Below are 19,689 nucleotides of genomic sequence, written 5' to 3' on the forward strand. Positions count from 1 at the left end.
CGGGGTCGTCTGGTCAGGTGCGGGCGACTTTGAGCAGGCCGAGCAGGCGTTGAGCGTCGAACTCGTTGTCCTCGCGCAGCGCGGAGAACACCGCGCGCAACTCCCGCAGCGACTGGCGGCCGGGCCGGACGCCGAGGAAGTCCGCGGTGGCGGGCGGGCCCCACTGGGCCAGGCCGGACGCGCTCATCGGCGCCCAGCCCGGGTCCAGGGTGCTGTCGAACAGGTCGCCGTCGCTGAAGTGCTCCACCAGGAACCCGTCCGGGTCGCGCCAGTAGTCGAACAGCTGGCTGCCCTGGATGTGGCGCCCGATGCCCCAGGAGCGGCGGTGGCCGCGCTCGCGCAGGTGCTCCCCGCCCGCGGCCATCGCGTCGAGGTCCGCGACCTGGTAGGCCGAGTGCACGTACCGGTTGGCCGGGCCCAGGGTCAGCGCGACGGTGTGGTGGTCGGCGGGCGTGGTGCCGCGGTCGCAGCGGATGAAGCTCATGACGGGACCGCGGTCGCGGTTCCCCGCGTGGTAGAGGAAGTCGCTGACGATCATCCCGAGGTTGTGCAGGTACCAGTCGAGGGTCTGGCGGTACTTCGTCGTCTGGAGCACCACGTGCCCGAGCCGCTGGATGAGCGCGGGCGCCCGGGGCGGTCGCAGCGTGGCGTTGGCCCGTGGCGCGCCGTGGCCGACGTTGTGCACCAGGGGTTCCTGCGGGGGGAGCGCGGGCAAGTCGTCGGTGTCGGAGACGACCCGGACGTGCAGGCCGCTGGGGTCTTCGAGGTCGACGACGACGCCGCCCAGCGCTTCCGGCAGCGCCGCCACCGGCCGTCCGGTGGCCTCGGCCAGCCTGAGCACGTCGGCGCGGGCGGCCGCCCGGAAGGCGGGGCCCAGGAACCGCGAGCGGGCGCCCCGGCGGATGAGCACGCACGGCGCCCCCGGGTCGGTGCCGCGCAGGTGCAGTTCCCGCCCGGTGCTCAGCACCGGGGTGAACCCGAAGTCCCGCGCGAAGGCCTCCGCGCGCCGCAGGTCCGGCTTCTCGAACTCCAGCCACGCCAGGTCGTGCGCCTTGACCACCGGGTTCGCCGCCCGGCCGGGGTGCTCCCCCGCCAGCGCGCCGCGCTCGCTGTGCAGACCGGTGTGCGGGTCGTGCCCGACAGCCACGGCGGCTCCCCTCGTCGACGTTGATGACGAAATCATCAGTCACGAGCGGTTCGTCAGTCAAGGGTTTCTGACGACTTCGTCAGCGGTGACGGCGGGGGTACGATGCGCGCCGACGGCGGCGGACGGGAGCAGCGATGGCCGAGCAGGCCCCGAGCAGGGTGGCGCGGCGCAAGGCGCGCACCCGCACGGCGCTCGTCCGGGCGGCCCAGGCGCTCATCGCCGAGGGCAACACGGCGGTGTCGGTGCTGGAGATCACCCAGGCCGCCGACGTCGGGCTGGGCTCGTTCTACAACCACTTCGGCACCAAGGAGCAGCTCTACCAGGCCGCGGTCGAGGACGCGCTGGACCTGCTCGGCGCCCTGCTCGACGGGCTGACCACCGACCTCGACGACCCGGCCCAGGTCTTCGCGCAGAGCTTCCGCGTGCTCGGGCGGCTGCACCGCCGCAACCCCGAGCTGAGCAAGGTGCTGCTGCACTACGGGTTCGACCTGTTCACCGCCGACAGCGGCCTGGCCCCCCGCGCCCGCCGCGACATCGAGGCCGCGGCGCGGGCGGGCCGCTTCACCACCACCGACGCCGACGTGGCCATGGTGACGGTGGCGGGCGCGGCGCTCGGCCTCGGCCAACTGCTGCACCGCAGGCCCGACCGCGACGACGCCGAGACCACCGACCAGGTCACCGAGGACCTGCTGCGCATGCTCGGCCTCTCCCCCGCCGAGGCGCACGACATCTGCACCCGCCCCCTCCCCGACCTCGACACCGCCGCCACCTGGCCGGAAGCGACGCCCTAGGACCAGCGGGCGCTTGCCGCCGGGGACGCCCCCGGGCGGCGCGACCGGGTGCCGCCGACCGCGCCGCGGGCCCTCCGCTCAGGTGCGAGCGGCCGCGATGGGCGGGAGGGGGCGTTCGGTCCGGGCGACCTGGGAGACCTTCGCGATAATGGGGGCGAACAGCCGCGAGGTCATCACCTTGTCCACGACCTCGCGCAGGGCCAGCCCGACCCGGGTGCGGGGGTAGGCGAAGGGGATGACCCAGTCGGGGACCTTCTGGACGTCGTCGACGAGCGGGCGCATCCACTCCTCGTAGGCGGCCAGCCCGTCCTCGACCGAGCCGGTGGACAGCGACGCGGCGAGGACGTAGCCGCCGACGAGGGCGAGGGACGAGCCGCCGCCGCCCATCGGGGTGACGCACCACGCCGCGTCGCCCGCCAGGCAGACCCGGCCGCGGTGCCAGGTGCTCATCGTGATCTGGGTCAGGTGGTCGACGTAGACGTCGTCGGACCGGTCGAAGCCGTCGAGGACGCGCCGGGCCTCCCAGCCCGCGTCGGCGAACCGGGCGCGGAAGTGGGCGAGGGCGGCGGCGCGGTCGAGCCCGGAGACGTCCTCGGAGCGGGCCTGGGCGAGCATGGCGCGGGTGGTGCCGTGGTTGTCCGGGCGGAGGTGGACCTGCCTGCCGCCCACGGCGTTGTACCAGCGCCACCGGCTGTCGTCGGTGCTGGTGCGCGGGATCGTGCCGAAGGCCATGGCGATGCCCAGCACCCGGCGCCCGACCAGGTCGCCGAAGAGGCGGTCGCGGGTGGCCGAGCGGACGCCCTCGGCGATGACCAGCAGGTCGGCGCGCAGGACCCGGCCGGACCGCGTCGTCACCTCGACCTCGTCCTGGCCGTCGACCACCTCCGCGATCGGGTCGCCGTAGCCGACCTCCACGCCCTCGGGCAGGTGGTCGAGGATGGTGCGGGCGAAGTCGCCGCGCAGCACCTCCAGCTCCGCGGTGGCGCCGTCCGGGCCGTCGGTGGGCAGCTCGGCGCGCACCCGGCCGGAGGCGTCGACGAAGACCGTGGCGGTCTCGGTGGTGTTCTGCGCCTTGACCGCCGCCGTGAGGCCCATGCGGTCGAGCACCTCGTGGGCCACCCCGCGCACGTCGACGTTCTGCCCGCCGTCGCGGAAGGCGCCAGCGCGCTCCAGCACGGTCACCTCCCAGCCGGTGCGCCGCAACCAGAACGCCGCCGAGAGCCCGGCGATGCTCGCACCGGAGACCACCGCACGCCGTGCCGTCATCAGACCTCCCCGATCGGGGTGGCGGACCACCCGAGTAAGCTTTGCAGCAAAGCTACTACGCACCAAAGGGGTCTGCATGGCGGACGTCGACCCGCTCACGACGCGCTGGTCACCGGACCAGGTGGAGGTGATGCACCGCCTGCGCGACTGGGCGGTCGGCTTCGCCCAGCTCAACCACCACCTCGGGGAGTGGGTGGGGTTGCCGGTCTCCGACGCCAACGCCCTGGGCCAGATCATCTGGGCGGCCGAGACCGGCGACCCGCTGTCCCCGGCCCGGCTGGCCCGCCACCTGGGCATGACCACCGGCGCCACCACGATCCTGCTCAACCGCCTCGAAGGCGCGGGCCACATCCACCGCAGCCGCGAGAGCGCCGACCGCCGCCGCGTCACCCTGCGCCCCGACCCCGCCGCCCGCGAGAAGGCCCAGCGCTTCCTCGCCTTCGCGGGCGTCGAGATCGCCACCACCCTGCACACCGCCGACCCGGCCGAGCTGCGCGCCGCCACCGCCTTCCTGCGCAAGCTGACGGCGGCCATCTCCGAGGCCAACCAGCGGCTCGACCGGGAAGGCCCACCCTCCCCCACCTGACCAGGACCAGCAGGTGCCGCGCGCTGGTGGTGTCCGAGCGGTGGGCGGGGTGGGGTGGGGCGTGCCACCATCTAGGCCGACATGGCCCAGGCACCGGGGAGGGTGACGTGCGGATCACCCGGGAGGTGCGCGCCCCGCGGGCGGTCGTGTACCGGCTTCTGGTGGACGGGGACGCGGTGTGCCGCTGGCGGGTGCCGGAGGGCATGACGGGGCGGGTGCACGAGTTCGACGCCCGGCCGGGTGGGCGGTTCCGGTTGTCGCTGACCTACGACTCGCCCGCCGGGCAGGGCAAGACGTCCGGTGCCACGGACACCTACGGCGGTCACTTCGCCGAGCTGGTGGACGGGGAGCGGGTCGTGGAGGTGATCGCGTTCGAGAGCGCGGACGTGGCGTTGTCCGGTGAGCTGCGGATGACCACCGAGGTGAGCGACGCGCCGGGCGGGTGCGTGGTCGCGGTGTCGTTCGAGGGGCTGCCGGGCGCGATCTCGGCGGAGGACAACGCCACGGGTACCCGGATGGCGCTGGACAAGCTCGCGGCGCTGGCGGAGGGGGACGCCGCGGGCCGGTAGGTTCGGCACGTGGTCAGCGCAGCGGTGGGGACGGCGGTCGGGAACCGGTACCGGGACAACTACGACACCGCGCACCTGCGCAGGCGGCCCCTGCTCGCGGTGGTCAGCGACGGGATGGGTGCCGGGCCGGGCAGCGCGTTCGCCAGCCGCACCGCCGTCCAGCTGGTCGCGGCGGCCCGGGACGTCGACGGGGTGGTCGCGGCGGTGGCGGAGGCGCACGCCAAGGCGCACGCGTTCGGTGAGCGGGGCGGGTTCCTGTCGGGGTGCACGCTCACCGCGCTGGTCGAGTCGGGCGGCGCGCACTGGGTGGTGCAGGTGGGTGACTCGCGCCTGTACCGGTTGCGCGGGGGCCTGTTGGAGCTGTTGACCGTCGATCACACGATGGCGTGGTTGGGCGCGGTGCACGGTTGGTACGCCCACGACTCCGCGGAGGCCGAGCGCGCCCGCTACCACCTGACCCGCTACGTCGGGCACCCCGCGCACCCGGCCCCGGACGTCCTGCGCCTCGACCTGGTCCGGGGTGACGTGCTGCTGCTGTGCACCGACGGGGTGGCCGAGCAGGTCGACTACCACGACCTGCACCGGGTGCTCGGTTCCGGTGGCGAGCCCCGGTCCCAGGTGGACGCCCTGCTCGCCGCGGCGTCGGCGGCGGGCGGTCGGGACAACGCCACGGCCGTCGTCGTGCACGCCTGAGCGATGGCCTACGCACCCCCCACCCCGCGCGACCACCGCTCCCCCGCCCGGTTCCTGCTCTGGCTGGTGCGCTCGCAGTGGCCGCGGGTGCTGCTCGGCGCCGCGCTGGGCAGCTCGTGGATGGTCGCGCTGGCCGTGCCCCCGTACCTGCTGTCGCGGGCGATCGACGACGGCCTGGTCCCCGGCGACACCGGGGCGCTGGTGGGGTGGGCCGCGGCGCTGCTGGGCACCGGCGTCCTCACCGCCGCCCTGGGCATCTCCCGCCACCGCACGATGACCCGCATCCGCATGGACGCCTCCTTCCGCACCGTGCGGGCCGCCGTCCACCACTGCGCCCACCTCGGCGCCACCCTGCCGACCCGCGTCGCGGCGGGTGAGGTGGTCGCCATCGGCATCAGCGACGTGCAGGTCATCGCCCAGTCCCTCACCGTCACCGGGCCGGGGGTGGGGGCGGTGGTGGCGTACCTGGTGGTCGCGCTGGTGCTGCTGTCCACCTCGCCGCTGCTGGCGCTGGTGGTGCTGGCGGGCGTGCCGCTGCTGGCGCTGGCGGTCGGGCCGCTGCTGCGCCGCATCGAGCGCGCGGGCGCCCGCTACCGGGAGGACCAGGGCGCCCTGACGAACCGGCTGGTGGACGTGCTCAGCGGGCTGCGGGTGCTCAACGGGTTGGGCGGCAAGGACTTCCACCTGCGCCGCTACCGCGAGATGTCGCGGGGGCTGGTGGAGCGGGGGTACGCGGTGGGCGGTCCGGCGAGCTGGGTGACCGCGCTCGCGACGGGTCTGCCCGCCCTGTTCCTCGCCGCGGTGGTGTGGCTGGCCGCGCGCATGGCCGCCCAGGGGCAGATCTCCGCGGGCGATCTGGTGGCGGTGCACGGCTACGTGGCCGTGCTGGTGGTGCCGGTGGCGTTCTTCATCGAGGGCACCGGCGACCTGGCGCGCGCCCTGGTCGCCGCCGCCCGGGTCACCCGCCTGCTGGGCATCGCCCCGAACCACGTCGACGCCCCGGGCGCCCGCCCCGCCCCGCCGGAGGGCACCCTGGCCGATCCCACCACCGGGGCGGTGATCCACCCGGGTGTGCTGACCGCCGTGGCGTCCACGTCACCGGCGGGCGCCATCGCCCTGGTGGACCGCTTGGGCCGCTTCGCCGACACCCAGGCCACCTGGTCGGGCACCCGGGTGGACAGCATCTCCTCGGCCGAACTCCGGGACCGGGTCCTGGTGGCCGACAACGACGCCGCGTTCTTCCCCGGAACCCTGCGGGCCACCCTCATCGCCCGCACCCCCGCCGACGACGCCGCCCTCCTGTCCGCGCTGCGCGCGGCGGCGGCCGAGGACGTCCTCGACTCCCTCGCCCACGGCCTCGACACCCACCTGCCCCCGGGCGCCACCACCCTCTCCGGCGGCCAGCGCCAACGCCTCCGCCTGGCCCGCGCCCTGCACGCCGACCCGGACGTCCTGCTCGCCGTCGACCCCACGTCCGCGGTGGACGCCACCACGGAGTCCCGCATCGCCCACCGCCTGCGCGCGGCCCGCCGGGGCCGCACCACCGTCGTCACCACCACGTCCCCGCTCGTCCTCACCCAGGCCGACCACGTGGTCTTCCTGGACGACGACCGGGCCACACCCCCGACGCCGCACGCGGACCTCCTGCGCACCAACCCCGCCTACCGCGCCCTGGTCACCCGCTCATGAGCGCACCGCGCAACACCTTGCCCGTCGCGACGACCGCCGACGTCCGCCGAGCGGCGCTGGGCGACCTGCGCGCCGACCGCCGGGCGGTGTCCACGATGCTCGGGTTCACCGCCCTCGCGGCGGGCGCGGGCCTGGTCGGGCCGTGGCTGCTCGGCAGGATCGTGGACGCGGCGGCGCGCGGGGCCGGGGTCGGCACCATCGACCTGCTGGTCGTCGGCATCGTCCTCGCGACCGTGGTGCAGACGGTGCTCGGCAGGGCCGCGATCGCGGTCGGGTACCGGTTCGGGGAGCGGACGGCGGGACGGGTCCGGGAGCGGTTCCTCGGACGGGCGCTGCGGCTGCCCGCGGCGGTCGTGGAGCGGGTGGACCCGGGGGACCTCATCGCCCGCGGGAGCACGGACGCCACGGCCGTGGCGACGGCGCTGCGCCGGGCGGTGCCGGAGGTGCTGGTCGCGTCCGTGCAGGCGGTGTTCCTGATCGTCGCCGTGCTGGTGCTGGACCCGGTGCTGGGGGCTTGCGGGCTGCTGTGCCTGGCGGGCACCGGGTTCGCGCTCCGGTGGTACCTGCGGCGCGCGCGGGCCGCCTACCTCGCGGAGGCCGCCACCGGGGCCGGGCTGGCGGACGTGATCACCAGCACCGCGCACGGGGCGCGGACGGTCGAGGCGCTCGGGTTGGAGCGGGAGCGCGCCGAGGCGGTCGAGGGCGCGATCGAGCGGTCGCGGGCGGCGCGGTTGCGGACGCTGTGGCTGCGGACGGTGCTGTTCCCGTCCGCGGAGGTGTCCTCCGCGCTGCCGGTGGTGGGGGTGCTGCTCGGCGGTTCGCTGGTGGTGGGCGGCGGGGTCGTGAGCTTGGGCGTCGTGGTGTCGGCCGCGCTGTACCTGCGGCAGCTCGTGGGGCCGTTGGACACGATCACGCTGTGGGTGGAGCAGGTGCAGGGCGCTGTCGCCTCCTACGCGCGGGTCGAGGGGCTGACGGTGGTTCCCGAGCCGGGCCCGACCAGCGCCGCGGAGCCGGTCGACGACCGGATCGTGGTGCGCGGTGTGCACTTCGCCTACGACGAGGGCCGCGATGTGCTGCGCGGCGTCGACCTCGTCGTGCGCCCCGGCGAACGGCTCGCGCTGGTGGGGGCGAGCGGCGCGGGCAAGTCGACGCTGGGCCGGTTGCTGGCGGGGGTCGACCGGCCCCGGGCGGGCAGCGTGGAGGTGGGCGGGGTGCCCGTGGCGGACCTGCCGCCGGACCGGTTGCGGGCTCAGGTCGTGCTCGTCACCCAGGACCACCACGTCTTCCGCGACTCCGTGCGCGACAACCTGCTGATCGCCGAACCCACCGCCACCGACGACGACCTGCGCCGGGCGCTGGCGGCGGTGGGCGCGGACTGGGTGGCCGAGCTGCCGCGCGGCCTGGACTCGGTGGCGGGCGTGGACGTCGCCCCCGACGGCGCGCGGGCGCAGCAGCTCGCCCTCGCCCGGGTGGTGCTCGCCGACCCGCACACCCTGGTGCTCGACGAGGCGACCGCGCTGCTCGACCCCACGACCGCCCGCGCCACCGAGCGCTCGCTGGGCGCGGTGCTCGCGGGCCGCACGGTCGTGGCCATCGCCCACCGCCTCGACACCGCCCGCGACGCCGACCGGGTGGCCGTGCTGGAGGCGGGCGAACTGGTGGAGCTGGGCACCCACGACGAGCTGCTGCGCCTGGACGGCCGCTACAGCGCCCTGTGGCGCTCCTGGCACCCGCGGGCCTGAAACCCGCTCGCGGCGCCCGCCACCGGCGGTGTACACCCGTGGCCGTGTACAGCGACGACGACGTGGCCGCCCTCTACGACCTGCTCAACACCTGGGGCGCCGACGACGACTTCTTCCTGTCCGCGATCGCCGGTGCCGAGCGCGTGCTGGACGTCGGCTGCGGCACCGGACGCGTGTTGATCCGGGCGAAGGAGGCAGGTCACCCGGGCAGGCTCGTGGGCCTGGACCCGGACCGCGCGGCGCTCGCCAGGGCCCGCCGGTGCGAGGGTGTCGACTGGGTCGAGGGTCGGGCCACCGACGCCACCGGCGAGTTCGACGTCGCGATCATGACCGGCAACGCCTTCCAGTGCCTGACGACGGACGCGGACCTGCGCGACGCCCTGACCGCCATCCGCCGGGTCCTGGTCCCGGGCGGGGTGTTCGCCTTCAGCACGCGGCACCCGCAGGCCCGCGCCTGGGAGGACTGGCCGCGGCGCGCCACCCGCGTCACCGACCACCGCGGCGTGCCCGTCGTCGTCACCCACGCGGTCGACCCGCGGGGCGACGGGGTGGTCGGGCTGACCGAGACGACCGCGGCGCGGACGGGCGAGGTCCTGCGCGTCGACCACTGCGACCTGCGCTTCCTGGAGCCGGAGCGGATCGAGGAGCACCTGGTCGCCGCCGGTTTCACGGCCACGCTGCACGGCGACTGGCAGCGCGGCCCGCTGACCGCGGCCAGCACGGACGTCGTCGCCGTGGCCGTCACCGCGAGCTGACCAGGCGCCGCCCGCGGCCCGGCCCCTCGTCGGCGGCCACGAGCCAGCGGGCCGTCGGCGCCAGCGCCACCCAGGCGAGGTAGTGGTGCTCACCGGTCGACGGGTACTCGACCGGGTCGCCGTGGCGGGGCCACAGGCGCGCGTCCTCGCCCGCCGCCGCGGCGGCGACCTCGACACCGGCCACGTCGCCGCGCGCGTTGATGCTGTGGGCGACGCTGCCGGTGCGGTTGCGCGGGGTGAGGTCGACCAGGTCGCCCGCGCGCCAGCGGAAGGCGTGGATGAGGCCGTCCGCGGTGGTGGAGGTGCCCGCCACCTCGCCCGCGTCGTTGAGGTGCGGCCCGAACCCGGCGCCCGCGGTGCGGGTCCTGGTGACCCGGCCGCCGAGGGTGCCCAGGTCGGTGAGCCTGCCGCCGCGCCACAGCGCGGCCCGGTGGTGGTGGCCGTCGGGCAGGTCGAACAGCACGTCGCCGTGGGCGTTGACGCAGACCGGCTCGGGTGGCGGGCCGCCGCGCGGGGCGAGCACCGGCAGGCCGGGGCCCCAGCCGCCGAAGTGCACGCGGGTGCCGCCCGGCCCGCGCACGGCCAGGTCGCCGCGCGGGCCGATCACCGCGTGCGCGCCGGGGCCGACGCACCGCCAGCGGCCCGCGCGCCAGGTCCACACCGCCTGCTCGCCGCCGCGCACGCCCAGGACGGCGGCGGTGCCGGTGTCGGCGATGCCCAGGCCCGCGCTGCGCTCGGCCCCCGGTGGGACCAGCGGCCGGGCCCGGCCGCCGGTCCAGAGCACCGCCGCGCCCACCGCCGCGTCCGTGCCGATGACCTCGTCGTGGGCGTTGCAGCCGACCGGCGTGCCGCGGCCGAGCACCACCGGGTCGCCGTCGCGCCACACCACGGCCTGCGGGTGCCGGGCGCGCGGCCCGCGCACGTGCCCGACGACCAGGCCGGACCGGGTGATGCCGAGGGGCGCGCTGGTGCTGCCGGGCAGCGGGGTGGGCAGGGCGCGCAGGACGGGCGGGGCGGGGGCGAGCAGCGCTGGGGCGACCGGCACGGGCACTCCCCTGGGTTGACGACGAGTACCCCAATAATGCCGCTATTTGAAGTGGAGCGGTACCCGGAAGTGGGGTTTCCCCCGTCCGGCGGACACGGGGGCGACATCACGTGGGCAGCGGCGCGGCGCACGGGCCATCATGGCTGTGGGGTCGACAACCGGGAGGCGTGATGGCGTGGGGTCGGGTGGCCGGGCTGCTGGCGGTAACGGCGGGCTCCGCCGCCGCCTCGCGCGCGGCGCGGGCGGTGCGGGCGCGGCGGGCCGAGGTGGCGGCCGTGCGGCCCGAGCTGCGGACGCGGCGGGTGCTGCCGCCGCTGTCGGTCACCAACCGGTCGGTGCTGCGGTTCATGCGCAGTCGGCCCACCCAGACCTACCCGCTCCCCGCCGACGTGCGCACCCGCGTGCTGGAGTCCGACCTGACCGGGTCGGTGCTCTACGAGCGCCACGACCGCACGCGGCCGAGCCCGGCGGTGCTGTGGATCCACGGCGGCGGCACGATCATGGGCAGCCCGGCGATGAGCGAGCCGTGGTGCGCGGCGGTGGCCGACGACCTCGACGCGCTCGTGCTCAGCTCGCGCTACCGGCTCGCCCCCGAGCACCCGTTCCCCGCCGGTTTCGACGACTGCTTCGCGGCACTGGAGTGGCTGCACGCCAACGCCGCCGACCTGGGCGTCGACCCGACCCGCATCGCCGTGGGCGGCGACAGCGCGGGCGGCGGGCTGGCCGCCTCGGTGGCCCAGCGCGCCCACGACACCGGGGTGCCGGTGGCCTTCCAGTGCCTGGTCTACCCCATGGTCGACGACCGCACGGTGCTGCACCGCGAGCAGGGCGGCCGCGGCGCGTTCGTCTGGCGCCCCGCCTCCAACCGCTTCGCCTGGGAGTCCTACCTCGGCCATGAGGTCCGCGAGCACGAGGACCGCCCCTACGCCGCCGCGGCCCGCCGCAGCGACCTCACCGGCCTGCCCCCGGCCTGGATCGGCGTCGGCGACCTCGACCTGTTCTACGGCGAGGACATCGACTACGCCCACCGCCTCCGCGCCTCCGACGTCCCCTGCGACCTGCACATCGAACCCGGCATGTACCACGGCGCCGACCTCTACATGGCCACCACCGACCCCATGCGCGCCTTCCGCGCCCGCGCCATGACCGCCCTGCGCACCGCCCTCACCGGCGCCAAGACCAGCTAGCGGCGCTCCCACCGCACGAGTCGGGCACGCGGCACTCCAGGAACCTAAGTCAGTTGATTGACTTAGTTCCGGGTGGTCGGTTTGACTGGTGCCAGCCCGTGATCGCCCGGCCACCCTCCGGCGCGCACGGGGACGGTGGACGGCGAGAGGCGGGCTGGGCGTGGTGGAGACACCGGCGGGGTTGGACCTGGAGGCGCTGCGGGCGCGGTACCGGGCGGAGCGGGAGCGGCGGTTGCGCCCCGACGGCAGTGCCCAGTACCAGGGGGTGAGCGGCCGGTTCGCGGGGTTCGCGGCCGACCCGCACGCCGAGGACGCCACGCGGGAGCCCAAGGTCGACTCGGTGGACGTGCTGGTCGTCGGCGGTGGGTTCGGGGGCTTGTTGGCGGGTGCGCGGTTGCGGCAGGCCGGGGTGGGGTCCATCCGGCTGGTCGACGAGGGGGCCGACTTCGGGGGGACCTGGTACTGGAACCGGTACCCGGGCATCCACTGCGACATCGAGTCCTACGTCTACCTCCCGCTGCTGGACGAACTGGGGTACGTGCCGGAGTGGAAGTACGCGCCCGGGGAGGAGATCCGGCAGCACGCGCGGGCGATCGGGCGGCACTTCGACCTCTACCGGGACGCGCTCTTCCAGACGCGGGTCACCGGGCTGCGGTGGGTGGACGGGGCGTGGGCGGTGTCCACCGACCGGGGCGACCGGGTGCGGGCGGAGAACGTGGTGGTCTCCACCGGGACCCTCAGCACGCCGAAGCTGCCCGGCATCCCCGGGATCGAGGACTTCCAGGGGCACGTGTTCCACACCTCCCGCTGGGACTACGCCTACACCGGCGGGGACGCGAGCGGCGGGATGACGGGGCTGCGCGGGCGCAGGGTCGGGCTGATCGGCACCGGCGCCACCGCCGTCCAGGTCGTGCCGCACCTGGCCGAGGACGCCGAGCACCTGCTCGTGTTCCAGCGCACGCCCTCCACAGTGGACGTCCGGGACAACCGCCGGACGGACCCCGGCTGGGCGCGCTCGCTCAAGCCCGGCTGGGCGCGCGAGCGGCGGGAGAACTTCCTGCGCACGGTGAGCGGGGTGGGCGACGGCGAGGACCTGGTGCGGGACGGGTGGACGCGCAGCGCGCTGCTGCTGCAGAACCTGGTGCCCAGCGACGCCTTCGACGAGCTGGACCCGGCCGAGCGCGACCGGCTCGGGGAGATCGCGGACTTCCGGCAGATGGAGCACATCCGCGACCGGGTGGACTCGGTCGTCGACGACCCGCGCACCGCGGAGCTGCTCAAGCCCTGGTACCGCTACCTGTGCAAGCGGCCGACGTTCAGCGACCACTACCTGCAGGCGTTCAACCGCCCGAACGTCACCCTCGTCGACACCGCCGACCACGGCGGCGTGGAGCGGGTGACGGAGAGGTCCGTGGTCGTCGCGGGCGTGGAGTACGAAGTGGACTGCCTCATCCTCAGCACCGGCTTCCAGGTCGGCGTCTCCGGTGTCCTGTCGGGCACGCTGCCGGTGCACGGGCGGGACGGGCGCACGCTGTTCGAGCACTGGGCGACGGGCCCGCGCACCCTGCATGGCTTCTACACCCACGGCTTCCCGAACCTGTTCCTGCTCGGGCCGTTGCAGAACGCGGCGTCGGTCAACTACACGCACATCCTCGACGAGCAGGCCACGCACATCGCGGAGGTCGTCAAGCGGGCCAGGGCGGAGGGCGTGCGGGTCGTCGAGCCCACCCCCGCCAGCCAGGAGAGCTGGGCCTGCGAGGTCCAGGCGAAATCGCACGACCTGCACCGGTTCCACTCCGAGTGCACCCCGGGCTACTACAACAACGAGGGCATGCCGCGCCCGCGCCTGAGCACCTACGGCGACGGCCCCGTCGCCTTCCACGAGGTGCTGCGGCGGTGGCGGGCGGGCGACATGGCCGAGGTGCTGGGCGGCGGGCGGTGAGCCGGTTCGGCCCCGCCGAGCCCACGAGCACCCGCTGGGACGTGCGCAGGCTCAACCGCCCCAACCTGCTCTGGGGCTCCAACGGCGTGTCCTTCGGCCCGGACGGCAGGCTGTACGTGGCCGAGTACCTGGGCGCGCGCATCTGCGCGGTGGACACCGCCACCGGCGACGTCGAGGTCGTCGAGCCGGTGGAGGGGCCCGTGCGGTCGCCGGACGACCTGGCCTTCGGGGCCGACGGGTCGATGTACATCACCGACCTGGTGCCGGGCGTCGTCTGGCGCCGCTCCCCCGCGGGCGAGTACACCGTGGTGTCCGACGAGGTGGCGGTGCCCAACGGCATCACCTGCGTCGGGGACCGGCTGTTCGTCAACGAGATGCGCCCCGGCGGGCGGGTGCTGGAGCTGACCGGCGGCACGAGCACCGTGCTGGCCGACGACCTGGCCATGGGCAACGCCATGCAGCTCGGCCCGGACGGCTGGCTGTACTACCCGCACATGCTCACCGGCACCGTCCACCGCGTCCCACCGGACGGCGGCGCGGCGGAACTGGTGGTCGCCGACGTGCTGGAGCCCGTCGCCGTCCGCTTCGACCGGGGCGGGGTGCTGCACGTGCTCTCCCGCGGCGGCGCCGGGGTGGTGACCAGGGTCGACCTGTTCGGCACCGGCGGGCGCGCCCTGGTGACCAGCGGGATCGCCGGGTTGGACAACGGCGCGTTCGACGCGGAGAACCGCCTGTTCGTCTCCAGCTTCGCCAGCGGCGGCATCACCGAGCTGCACCCGGACGGGCGCACGCGGACAGTGGTGGAGCCCGGCTTCGACGGCCCGTACGGCGTCGTGGTGGACCTGGGCGGGCGGGTGCGGGTGGCCGACCACTACCGGGTCGCGGCGCCGGACGGCGCCGACGGGGTCAGCACCGAGGCGCTGTTGGTCTTCTCCCACGGGATCGCGGTGTCGCCCTCGGGCACCCTGCACCTGACCTCGCAGTTCGGGGACGTGCGCGACCACGACCCGGCCACCGGGCGTACCGAGGTGCGCGCGGCGGGGCTCGACCGCCCGACCGGGGTGGCCGTGCGGGCCGACGGCGCGCTGGTGGTGGCCGAGACCGGCGCCGGGCGGGTGCTGGTGGTCGACGCCGGGGTGTCGGTGCTGGTCGAGGGCCTGACCGCGCCCGTGGACGTGGCGGTGGACGGCGACCGCTGCTGGGTCAGCGACGAGTCGGCGGGGGCGGTGTACGAGGTCGTCGACGGCGTGGCCGTGCTGCTGGCGGACGGGCTCGGCGCGCCGCAGGGCATCGCTGTGCTCGGCGGGGACCTGCTGGTGGTCGACACCTCCGGCAAGCGGTTGCTGGCCGTGGACACCGCCACCGGCGAGGTGCGCGTCGACGCGGAGGACCTGCCGGTGGGCCTGCCCGCGGGCGTCGTGCGCGGCGACACGGGGCTGCGCTGCCACGGGATGCCGGGGATGGCGCCGCAGTTCGCGGGCCTGGCGACCGGGCCGGACGGCGCCGTGCTCCTGTCCGCCAACGGCGAGGGCACCGTCCTGCGCCTCACCCCCAGGTGACCGCGCCCGCGCCGCGCCCGTCCGGGGCGCGGCGCGGGCTCGGCGTCACAGCGCGTGCAGGCCGCCGTCGACCGAGAGCGTCACGCCCGTGACGTAGGAGGACCGGTCGCTGAGCAGCCACGCGGCGGCGTGCGCGACCTCCTCGGGGGTGCCCGCGCGCCCCAGCGGGGTCCTGGCCCGCACGTCGTCGAGGACGCCGGGGGTGCTCGCCTCCCACTCCAGCAGCATCTCGGTCAGGATGGGCCCGGGGGCCACGCCGTTGACCCGGATGCCCTCGGCCGCGTAGGTCAGCGCGGCGGACTCGGTGAGGCTGTTGACACCCCGCTTCATCGCCCCGTACGCGGGCAGCACCGGGTTGCCGACGAGGCTGCCGATGCTGGAGGTGTTGACGATCGCGCCCGAGCCCGACGTGGCCCGGATCGCCTTCACCTCGGCCACCATCGCCAGCCACTGGCCGCGCAGGTTCACCGCGTACACCCGGTCGAACTCGGCCGGGTCGAGGCCGTCCATGGGCCCCGGCGGCTGACCGGTGGCACCGTTGTTGAACGCGCCGTCGAGCTTGCCGAACCGGTCGGTGGTGGCCAGCACAGCGGCGGCGACGCTGTCCTGGTCGGCCAGGTCGCAGACAGCGGTGTGCGCTTGCCCGCCCGCGGCGGTGATGTCCTCGGCGACGGCCTTGAGCTGGTCCTCCGAGCGCGCGGCCAGCACGACCTGGGCGCCCTCGGCGGCGAACAGCCTGGCGGCCGCCGCACCGATCCCCCGGCCCGCGCCGGTCACCAGGATCGTCTTGCCGGTCAACAGGTTCTCGTGTTCCATGTCTCCACGCTGCGCCCCCGCGCCCACCGCAACCAGGTACGCGCTGTACCCGGATGAGCCCGACCGGCCAGCGCATACTGGGGGTGTGGACGCACCCGAGCTCGGCAGGTTCCTGCGCAGCCGCCGCGAGGCGATCTCCCCCGCGGACGTCGGCCTGCCCGCGGGCACCCGCAGGCGCACCCCCGGACTGCGCCGCGAGGAGGTGGCCCGGTTGGCGTTCATCTCCACCGAGCACTACACCCGGCTGGAGCAGGCGCGCGGCAGCGGCCCCTCCCGCGAGGTGGTGGCGGCCCTGGCCCGCGCCCTGCGCCTGTCGGACACCGAGCGCGAACACCTGCACCGGCTGGCGGGCGTGGCGGCCACCCCCGCGTCCGCGCCGAACCGGGAGGTGCGCCAGTCGATCCGCGACCTGGTCGACCGGCTGCCGGGGGCGGCGGTGATCGTGCTCTCCGCGCTGTCGGAGGTCATCGCCTGGAACGACCTCGCCGCCGCCCTGCTCACCGACTTCTCGGCGCTCACCCGCCGCGAGCGCAACCTGCTGGTGCGCACCTTCCTCGACGAGGGCATCGCCTGGACGACCGACACCGAGGAGTTCGGCCGGGCCGCGGCGCGCGACCTGCGCACCCGGGCCGCCCGCTACCCCGACGACCCCGAGACCGCGGCGCTGGTGCGGGAGCTGCGGGCGGGCAGCGCGGAGTTCGAGCGGCTGTGGGCGGAGAACTCGGTCGAGGTCCGGCCCGCGATGGTGAAGACGGTGCTCAACGACCGGGTGGGGCCGCTGCGCCTCAACTGCGACGTGCTCGACATCGCCGACCGGGACCAGCGGGTGGTCGTCTACACGGCGGAGCCGGGGTCGCGGGAGGCGGAGGCGTTGGAGCTGCTGTCGGTGCTGGGCACGCAGCGGATGGACACGCGCGGGTGATCAGCGTGCTGCTCTGCCTCCGCCGCGCGGGGCTCTGAACAAGCGGGGGCTCGGGTGGGTGGCCCGGTTGGGTGAATCCGCTTCTTTGTTGGGGCTGGGAGGTCAGGGGGTTAGGCGGGAGACGGCGGTGGCGATGGCTTGGTCCAGGGCGGTGGTGGGGAGCAGGCGGGTGAGGCGGCTGAGGGGCATGCCGCCTGCCAGTTCTCGCAGGGGCATGCCTGACAGGGGGCCGCCGTTGCTGGTCAAGGGGGCCAGGGCTTCTTCCAGGAGGCGGGCGCCTTCAGGGTGGGCGAACCACTGGGCGATGGTGGAATCGGCGGTCAGGGGGATGCGGGAACCGTCGCCGGGCACGGGGACCGTGGTGGTGGTGCGGAGGTCTCGGGAGGAGGCGCCGACCGCGACGTGGTAGTCGCCGCCTTCGATGGCCCACTGGGTGAGGGTGGGGTCCCAGAAGGCGAGGTCGCGGCGGGGGACGTGGAGCAGGACCTCGACCGTCTGGGCCCGGGCCAGTTCGACGACCTCGAAGGCCTTCAGCTCTCGGGGGGCGCGGCGCACGCGGGAGGTGGGGAGGCTGAGGTAGAGCTGGACGACCTCGTGGCCGGCGCGGTCGCCGGTGTTGGTGATGGGGACGCGGACGTCGATGCCGTTCTCGTCGGCTGTGGCGGTGGCTTGGCCGTAGGTGAAGGTGGTGTAGGACAGGCCGAAGCCGAAGGGGTAGGCCACGTCCTGCTCGCGGGCGTCGAAGCCGCGGTAGCCGACGTGGATGCCTTCTCCGTAGCGCACGTGGCCCGCTTCGCCCGGGAAGTCCAAGTAGGACGGGTGGTCCGCGAGGCGGTGCGGGATCGTCTCCGCGAGCCTGCCGGACGGGTTCACGGTGCCGAACAGGACGTCGGCGGTGGCGGAACCGCCCGCTTGGCCGAGCAGCCAGGCTTCGACGAGCGCGGGCACGGTGGTGTCCCAGGGGGTGCGCAGCACGCCGCCGTTGGACAGCACGACGACCGTGCGCGGGTTGGCTGCGACGACGTGCTCCAGCAGCTCCAGGTGGGTGGCGGGCAGGTCGATGTCGGTGCGGTCGGCGCCCTCGGTCTCCTGGTCGGTGCCGACGAACAGGACCGCGACGTCGGCCGCGGCGGCGACCCGGGCCGCCTCCGCCACCGAGGCGCCCTCGCCGTAGCCGGGGGCGAAGGTGACCGGCGCGCTCGTGGCGGCGGTGATGGCCGCCAGCGCGTCGTCCAGCCGGGTCGGGGTGATCAGGGAGCTGCCGCCGCCCTGGTAGCGGGGGGTGCGGGCGAACTCCCCGATGACGGCGATCGACTGGCCCGCGGTGGCCAGCGGCAGCAGGCCGCCCTCGTTCTTGAGCAGCACGATCGCCCGCCCGGCGATCTCCCGGGCGAGGGCGTGGTGGGCGTCGGCGTCGAAGGTCTCGCCCGGGTCGGCGGGGGCGGCCCGCTCCGCGAGCGCGCGCACCCGCTGCGCCGAGGTGGCCAGCAGCTCGGGGTCGAGGTCGCCGTCCGCCACCGCGCGCACCAGGTCCGCGTCGCCGCGCGGGTCGGGTCCGGGCATGGTGAGGTCGAGGCCCGCGGCGACCGAGGCCACCCGGTCGACCACCGCGCCCCAGTCGGACACGACGAGCCCGTCGAAGCCCCACTCGCCGCGCAGCACGTCGGTCAGCAGCCAGCGGTTGTTCGCCGCGTGCACCCCGTTGACCCGGTTGTAGGAGCACATCACCGTCCACGGCCGGGCCGTGCGCACCACGCGCTCGAAGCCGCTGAGGTACAGCTCCCGCAGCGTGCGCTCGTCCACGTCCGCGCTGATGGTCATGCGGTCGGTCTCCTGGCTGTTGACCGCGAAGTGCTTCAGCGAGGCCCCGACGCCCTCGCCCTGCACCCCCAGCACCCACTCGGCGGCCAGCGCGCCGGTGAGCAGCGGGTCCTCGGAGAAGTACTCGAAGTTGCGGCCGTTGAGCGGGCTGCGCTTGAGGTTGATCCCCGGGCCGAGCAGCACCCCGACGCCCAGCGCCCGCGCCTCCGCGCCCAGCGCCGCGCCCATCCGCCGCAGCAGAGACCGGTCCCAGGTCGAGGCGGTGGCCACCGCGGGCGGGAAGCAGGTGGCGGCGCTGCCGGTGAGCAGGCTGGCGCCCCCCGCCTGCTTGCGCACCCCGTGCGGGCCGTCGGTGAGCACGACCGCGGGGACGTCGCCCACCGCCGCCGTCGCCCAGAAGCCGCTGCCGCTGGTCAGCTCCGCGTCCTCGACCGGACCCACCACCGCCCACCACCCTTACCTAGTACCTAGTAGGTAATCAGCAGCGCTAAGGTATCCCCGCCAGGGCACCTCGGCAACCGACGGGAGGGTGGCGTGGCGGCGGCACCGACCGGGCGCAGGCGCGACCGCACCAGGCTGCCCGCGGCCGAGCGGCGCGCGCAGATCCTCGCCGTGGCCACCCGGCTGATCGGTGAGCGCGGCTACTGGGCCCTGTCGCTGCAGGACGTCGCCGACGAGTGCGGGCTGACCGTGCCGGGGCTGCTGCACCACGTGCCGTCGAAGGACGCGCTGCTCGTCGCCGTGCTGGGCCACCGCGACGAGCGCGACGCCGAGTCGCTGGCCCGCGAGCTGGGCGGGCCGGTGGCCGACGCCGACCTGGAGCGGGTGTGCGCGGCGCTGGTGCGGCGCAACGCCACCCAGCCCGAGATCGTCCGCCTGTTCGCCGTGCTGGAGGTCGAGTCGCTGACCCCCGGCCACCCCGCGCACGACTACTTCCGGCACCGCCAGCGCGAGACGCTGCGGGTGCTGGCGTCGCTGGCGCGCGGGCACCCCGACCCGGCGCGGCTGGCGCTGCAGGTGGTCTCGGCGATGGACGGCCTGCAGGTCCAGTGGCTGCGCGACCCCGGCGACGGCCCGCGCTGCGACCTGGTCGCGGAGTGGGACGCGCTGGCCGCCCGCCTGTTCGCGGATCGGACGTGAGCTCGGTTCACCCCGGGTC

17 protein-coding genes are annotated in these 19,689 nt (G+C 75.3%); 12 read left to right on the forward strand and 5 right to left on the reverse strand.

The annotated features are described in order from the left end of the window. Positions 1-13: 13 nt before the first annotated feature. Positions 14-1,147, reverse strand: a complete 1,134-nt coding sequence (locus BJP25_RS14385; protein WP_075975429.1) for a VOC family protein — start codon at positions 1,145-1,147, stop codon at positions 14-16. 134 nt (positions 1,148-1,281) lie between these two features. Between BJP25_RS14385 and BJP25_RS14390 the strand changes: the two genes are divergently transcribed. Then, complete coding sequence (locus BJP25_RS14390) at positions 1,282-1,938, forward strand: TetR/AcrR family transcriptional regulator (protein WP_075975430.1); 657 nt, start codon at positions 1,282-1,284, stop codon at positions 1,936-1,938. Positions 1,939-2,016: 78 nt separating this feature from the next. On the opposite strand, the gene BJP25_RS14395 is transcribed toward BJP25_RS14390, so the two are convergent. After that, positions 2,017-3,204 carry an FAD-dependent monooxygenase gene (locus BJP25_RS14395; RefSeq protein ID WP_075975431.1) on the reverse strand — a complete coding sequence of 396 codons (1,188 nt, stop codon included), beginning with the start codon at positions 3,202-3,204 and terminating at the stop codon, positions 2,017-2,019. A gap of 76 nt (positions 3,205-3,280) precedes the next feature. Here BJP25_RS14395 and BJP25_RS14400 point away from each other — a divergent pair, with 76 nt between their 5' ends. From BJP25_RS14400 to BJP25_RS14425, 6 genes are all read left to right on the forward strand, one after another. Then, a complete protein-coding gene (locus BJP25_RS14400) occupies positions 3,281-3,790 on the forward strand; it encodes a MarR family winged helix-turn-helix transcriptional regulator (RefSeq protein WP_075975432.1) in 510 nt (169 codons plus the stop codon). Between the two features lie 107 nt (positions 3,791-3,897). After that, positions 3,898-4,359, forward strand: a complete 462-nt coding sequence (locus BJP25_RS14405) for an SRPBCC domain-containing protein (RefSeq protein WP_075975433.1) — start codon at positions 3,898-3,900, stop codon at positions 4,357-4,359. A 9-nt stretch (positions 4,360-4,368) separates the two neighbouring features. Then, entirely contained in the window at positions 4,369-5,052 is a 684-nt protein-coding gene (locus BJP25_RS14410; RefSeq protein WP_075975434.1) for a PP2C family protein-serine/threonine phosphatase, read from the forward strand. A gap of 3 nt (positions 5,053-5,055) precedes the next feature. Beyond that, complete coding sequence (locus BJP25_RS14415) at positions 5,056-6,741, forward strand: ABC transporter transmembrane domain-containing protein (RefSeq protein WP_075975435.1); 1,686 nt, start codon at positions 5,056-5,058, stop codon at positions 6,739-6,741. Next, positions 6,738-8,483: an ABC transporter ATP-binding protein gene (locus BJP25_RS14420; RefSeq protein WP_075975436.1), complete on the forward strand. Its 1,746-nt coding sequence runs from the start codon at positions 6,738-6,740 to the stop codon at positions 8,481-8,483. The genes BJP25_RS14415 and BJP25_RS14420 overlap by 4 nt, the downstream gene beginning before the upstream one ends. A gap of 44 nt (positions 8,484-8,527) precedes the next feature. Further along, complete coding sequence (locus BJP25_RS14425; RefSeq protein ID WP_075975465.1) at positions 8,528-9,238, forward strand: class I SAM-dependent methyltransferase; 711 nt, start codon at positions 8,528-8,530, stop codon at positions 9,236-9,238. On the opposite strand, the gene BJP25_RS14430 is transcribed toward BJP25_RS14425, so the two are convergent. Further along, positions 9,225-10,283 carry a hypothetical protein gene (locus tag BJP25_RS14430; protein ID WP_075975437.1) on the reverse strand — a complete coding sequence of 353 codons (1,059 nt, stop codon included), beginning with the start codon at positions 10,281-10,283 and terminating at the stop codon, positions 9,225-9,227. The genes BJP25_RS14425 and BJP25_RS14430 overlap by 14 nt on opposite strands. A 170-nt stretch (positions 10,284-10,453) precedes the next feature. Here BJP25_RS14430 and BJP25_RS14435 point away from each other — a divergent pair, with 170 nt between their 5' ends. From BJP25_RS14435 to BJP25_RS14445, 3 genes are all read left to right on the forward strand, one after another. After that, positions 10,454-11,470, forward strand: coding sequence for an alpha/beta hydrolase (locus BJP25_RS14435; RefSeq protein ID WP_075975438.1), 1,017 nt, complete (start codon positions 10,454-10,456; stop codon positions 11,468-11,470). A 160-nt stretch (positions 11,471-11,630) separates the two neighbouring features. Then, positions 11,631-13,412 carry a flavin-containing monooxygenase gene (locus tag BJP25_RS14440; RefSeq protein WP_233158079.1) on the forward strand — a complete coding sequence of 594 codons (1,782 nt, stop codon included), beginning with the start codon at positions 11,631-11,633 and terminating at the stop codon, positions 13,410-13,412. Next, complete coding sequence (locus BJP25_RS14445; RefSeq protein ID WP_075975439.1) at positions 13,409-14,971, forward strand: SMP-30/gluconolactonase/LRE family protein; 1,563 nt, start codon at positions 13,409-13,411, stop codon at positions 14,969-14,971. Before BJP25_RS14440 ends, BJP25_RS14445 begins: the two co-directional genes overlap by 4 nt. A gap of 45 nt (positions 14,972-15,016) precedes the next feature. Here the strand turns inward: BJP25_RS14445 and BJP25_RS14450 are convergent, their stop codons facing one another. Beyond that, a complete protein-coding gene (locus tag BJP25_RS14450) occupies positions 15,017-15,787 on the reverse strand; it encodes an SDR family NAD(P)-dependent oxidoreductase (protein ID WP_075975440.1) in 771 nt (256 codons plus the stop codon). 85 nt (positions 15,788-15,872) lie between these two features. Between BJP25_RS14450 and BJP25_RS14455 the strand changes: the two genes are divergently transcribed. Further along, positions 15,873-16,709 (forward strand): helix-turn-helix transcriptional regulator, encoded by an 837-nt coding sequence (locus tag BJP25_RS14455; protein ID WP_075975441.1) that lies wholly within the window; start codon positions 15,873-15,875, stop codon positions 16,707-16,709. Between the two features lie 102 nt (positions 16,710-16,811). Here BJP25_RS14455 and BJP25_RS14460 read toward each other — a convergent pair whose 3' ends face one another. After that, positions 16,812-18,974, reverse strand: a complete 2,163-nt coding sequence (locus BJP25_RS14460) for a beta-glucosidase family protein (protein WP_084794008.1) — start codon at positions 18,972-18,974, stop codon at positions 16,812-16,814. 90 nt (positions 18,975-19,064) lie between these two features. Here BJP25_RS14460 and BJP25_RS14465 point away from each other — a divergent pair, with 90 nt between their 5' ends. Next, entirely contained in the window at positions 19,065-19,670 is a 606-nt protein-coding gene (locus tag BJP25_RS14465) for a TetR/AcrR family transcriptional regulator (RefSeq protein ID WP_233158080.1), read from the forward strand. The last annotated feature ends 19 nt before the right edge of the window (positions 19,671-19,689 follow it).

Source organism: Actinokineospora bangkokensis (assembly GCF_001940455.1).
GTDB lineage: Bacteria > Actinomycetota > Actinomycetes > Mycobacteriales > Pseudonocardiaceae > Actinokineospora > Actinokineospora bangkokensis.

Coding starts and splice junctions, on each gene's coding strand:
- BJP25_RS14390 (WP_075975430.1), top strand. CDS start 1,282: ATGGCCGAGCAGGCCCCGAGCAGGGTGGCGCGGCGCAAGGCGCGCACC.
- BJP25_RS14400 (WP_075975432.1), top strand. CDS start 3,281: ATGGCGGACGTCGACCCGCTCACGACGCGCTGGTCACCGGACCAGGTG.
- BJP25_RS14395 (WP_075975431.1), bottom strand. CDS start 3,204: ATGACGGCACGGCGTGCGGTGGTCTCCGGTGCGAGCATCGCCGGGCTC.
- BJP25_RS14420 (WP_075975436.1), top strand. CDS start 6,738: ATGAGCGCACCGCGCAACACCTTGCCCGTCGCGACGACCGCCGACGTC.
- BJP25_RS14450 (WP_075975440.1), bottom strand. CDS start 15,787: ATGGAACACGAGAACCTGTTGACCGGCAAGACGATCCTGGTGACCGGC.
- BJP25_RS14435 (WP_075975438.1), top strand. CDS start 10,454: ATGGCGTGGGGTCGGGTGGCCGGGCTGCTGGCGGTAACGGCGGGCTCC.
- BJP25_RS14415 (WP_075975435.1), top strand. CDS start 5,056: ATGGCCTACGCACCCCCCACCCCGCGCGACCACCGCTCCCCCGCCCGG.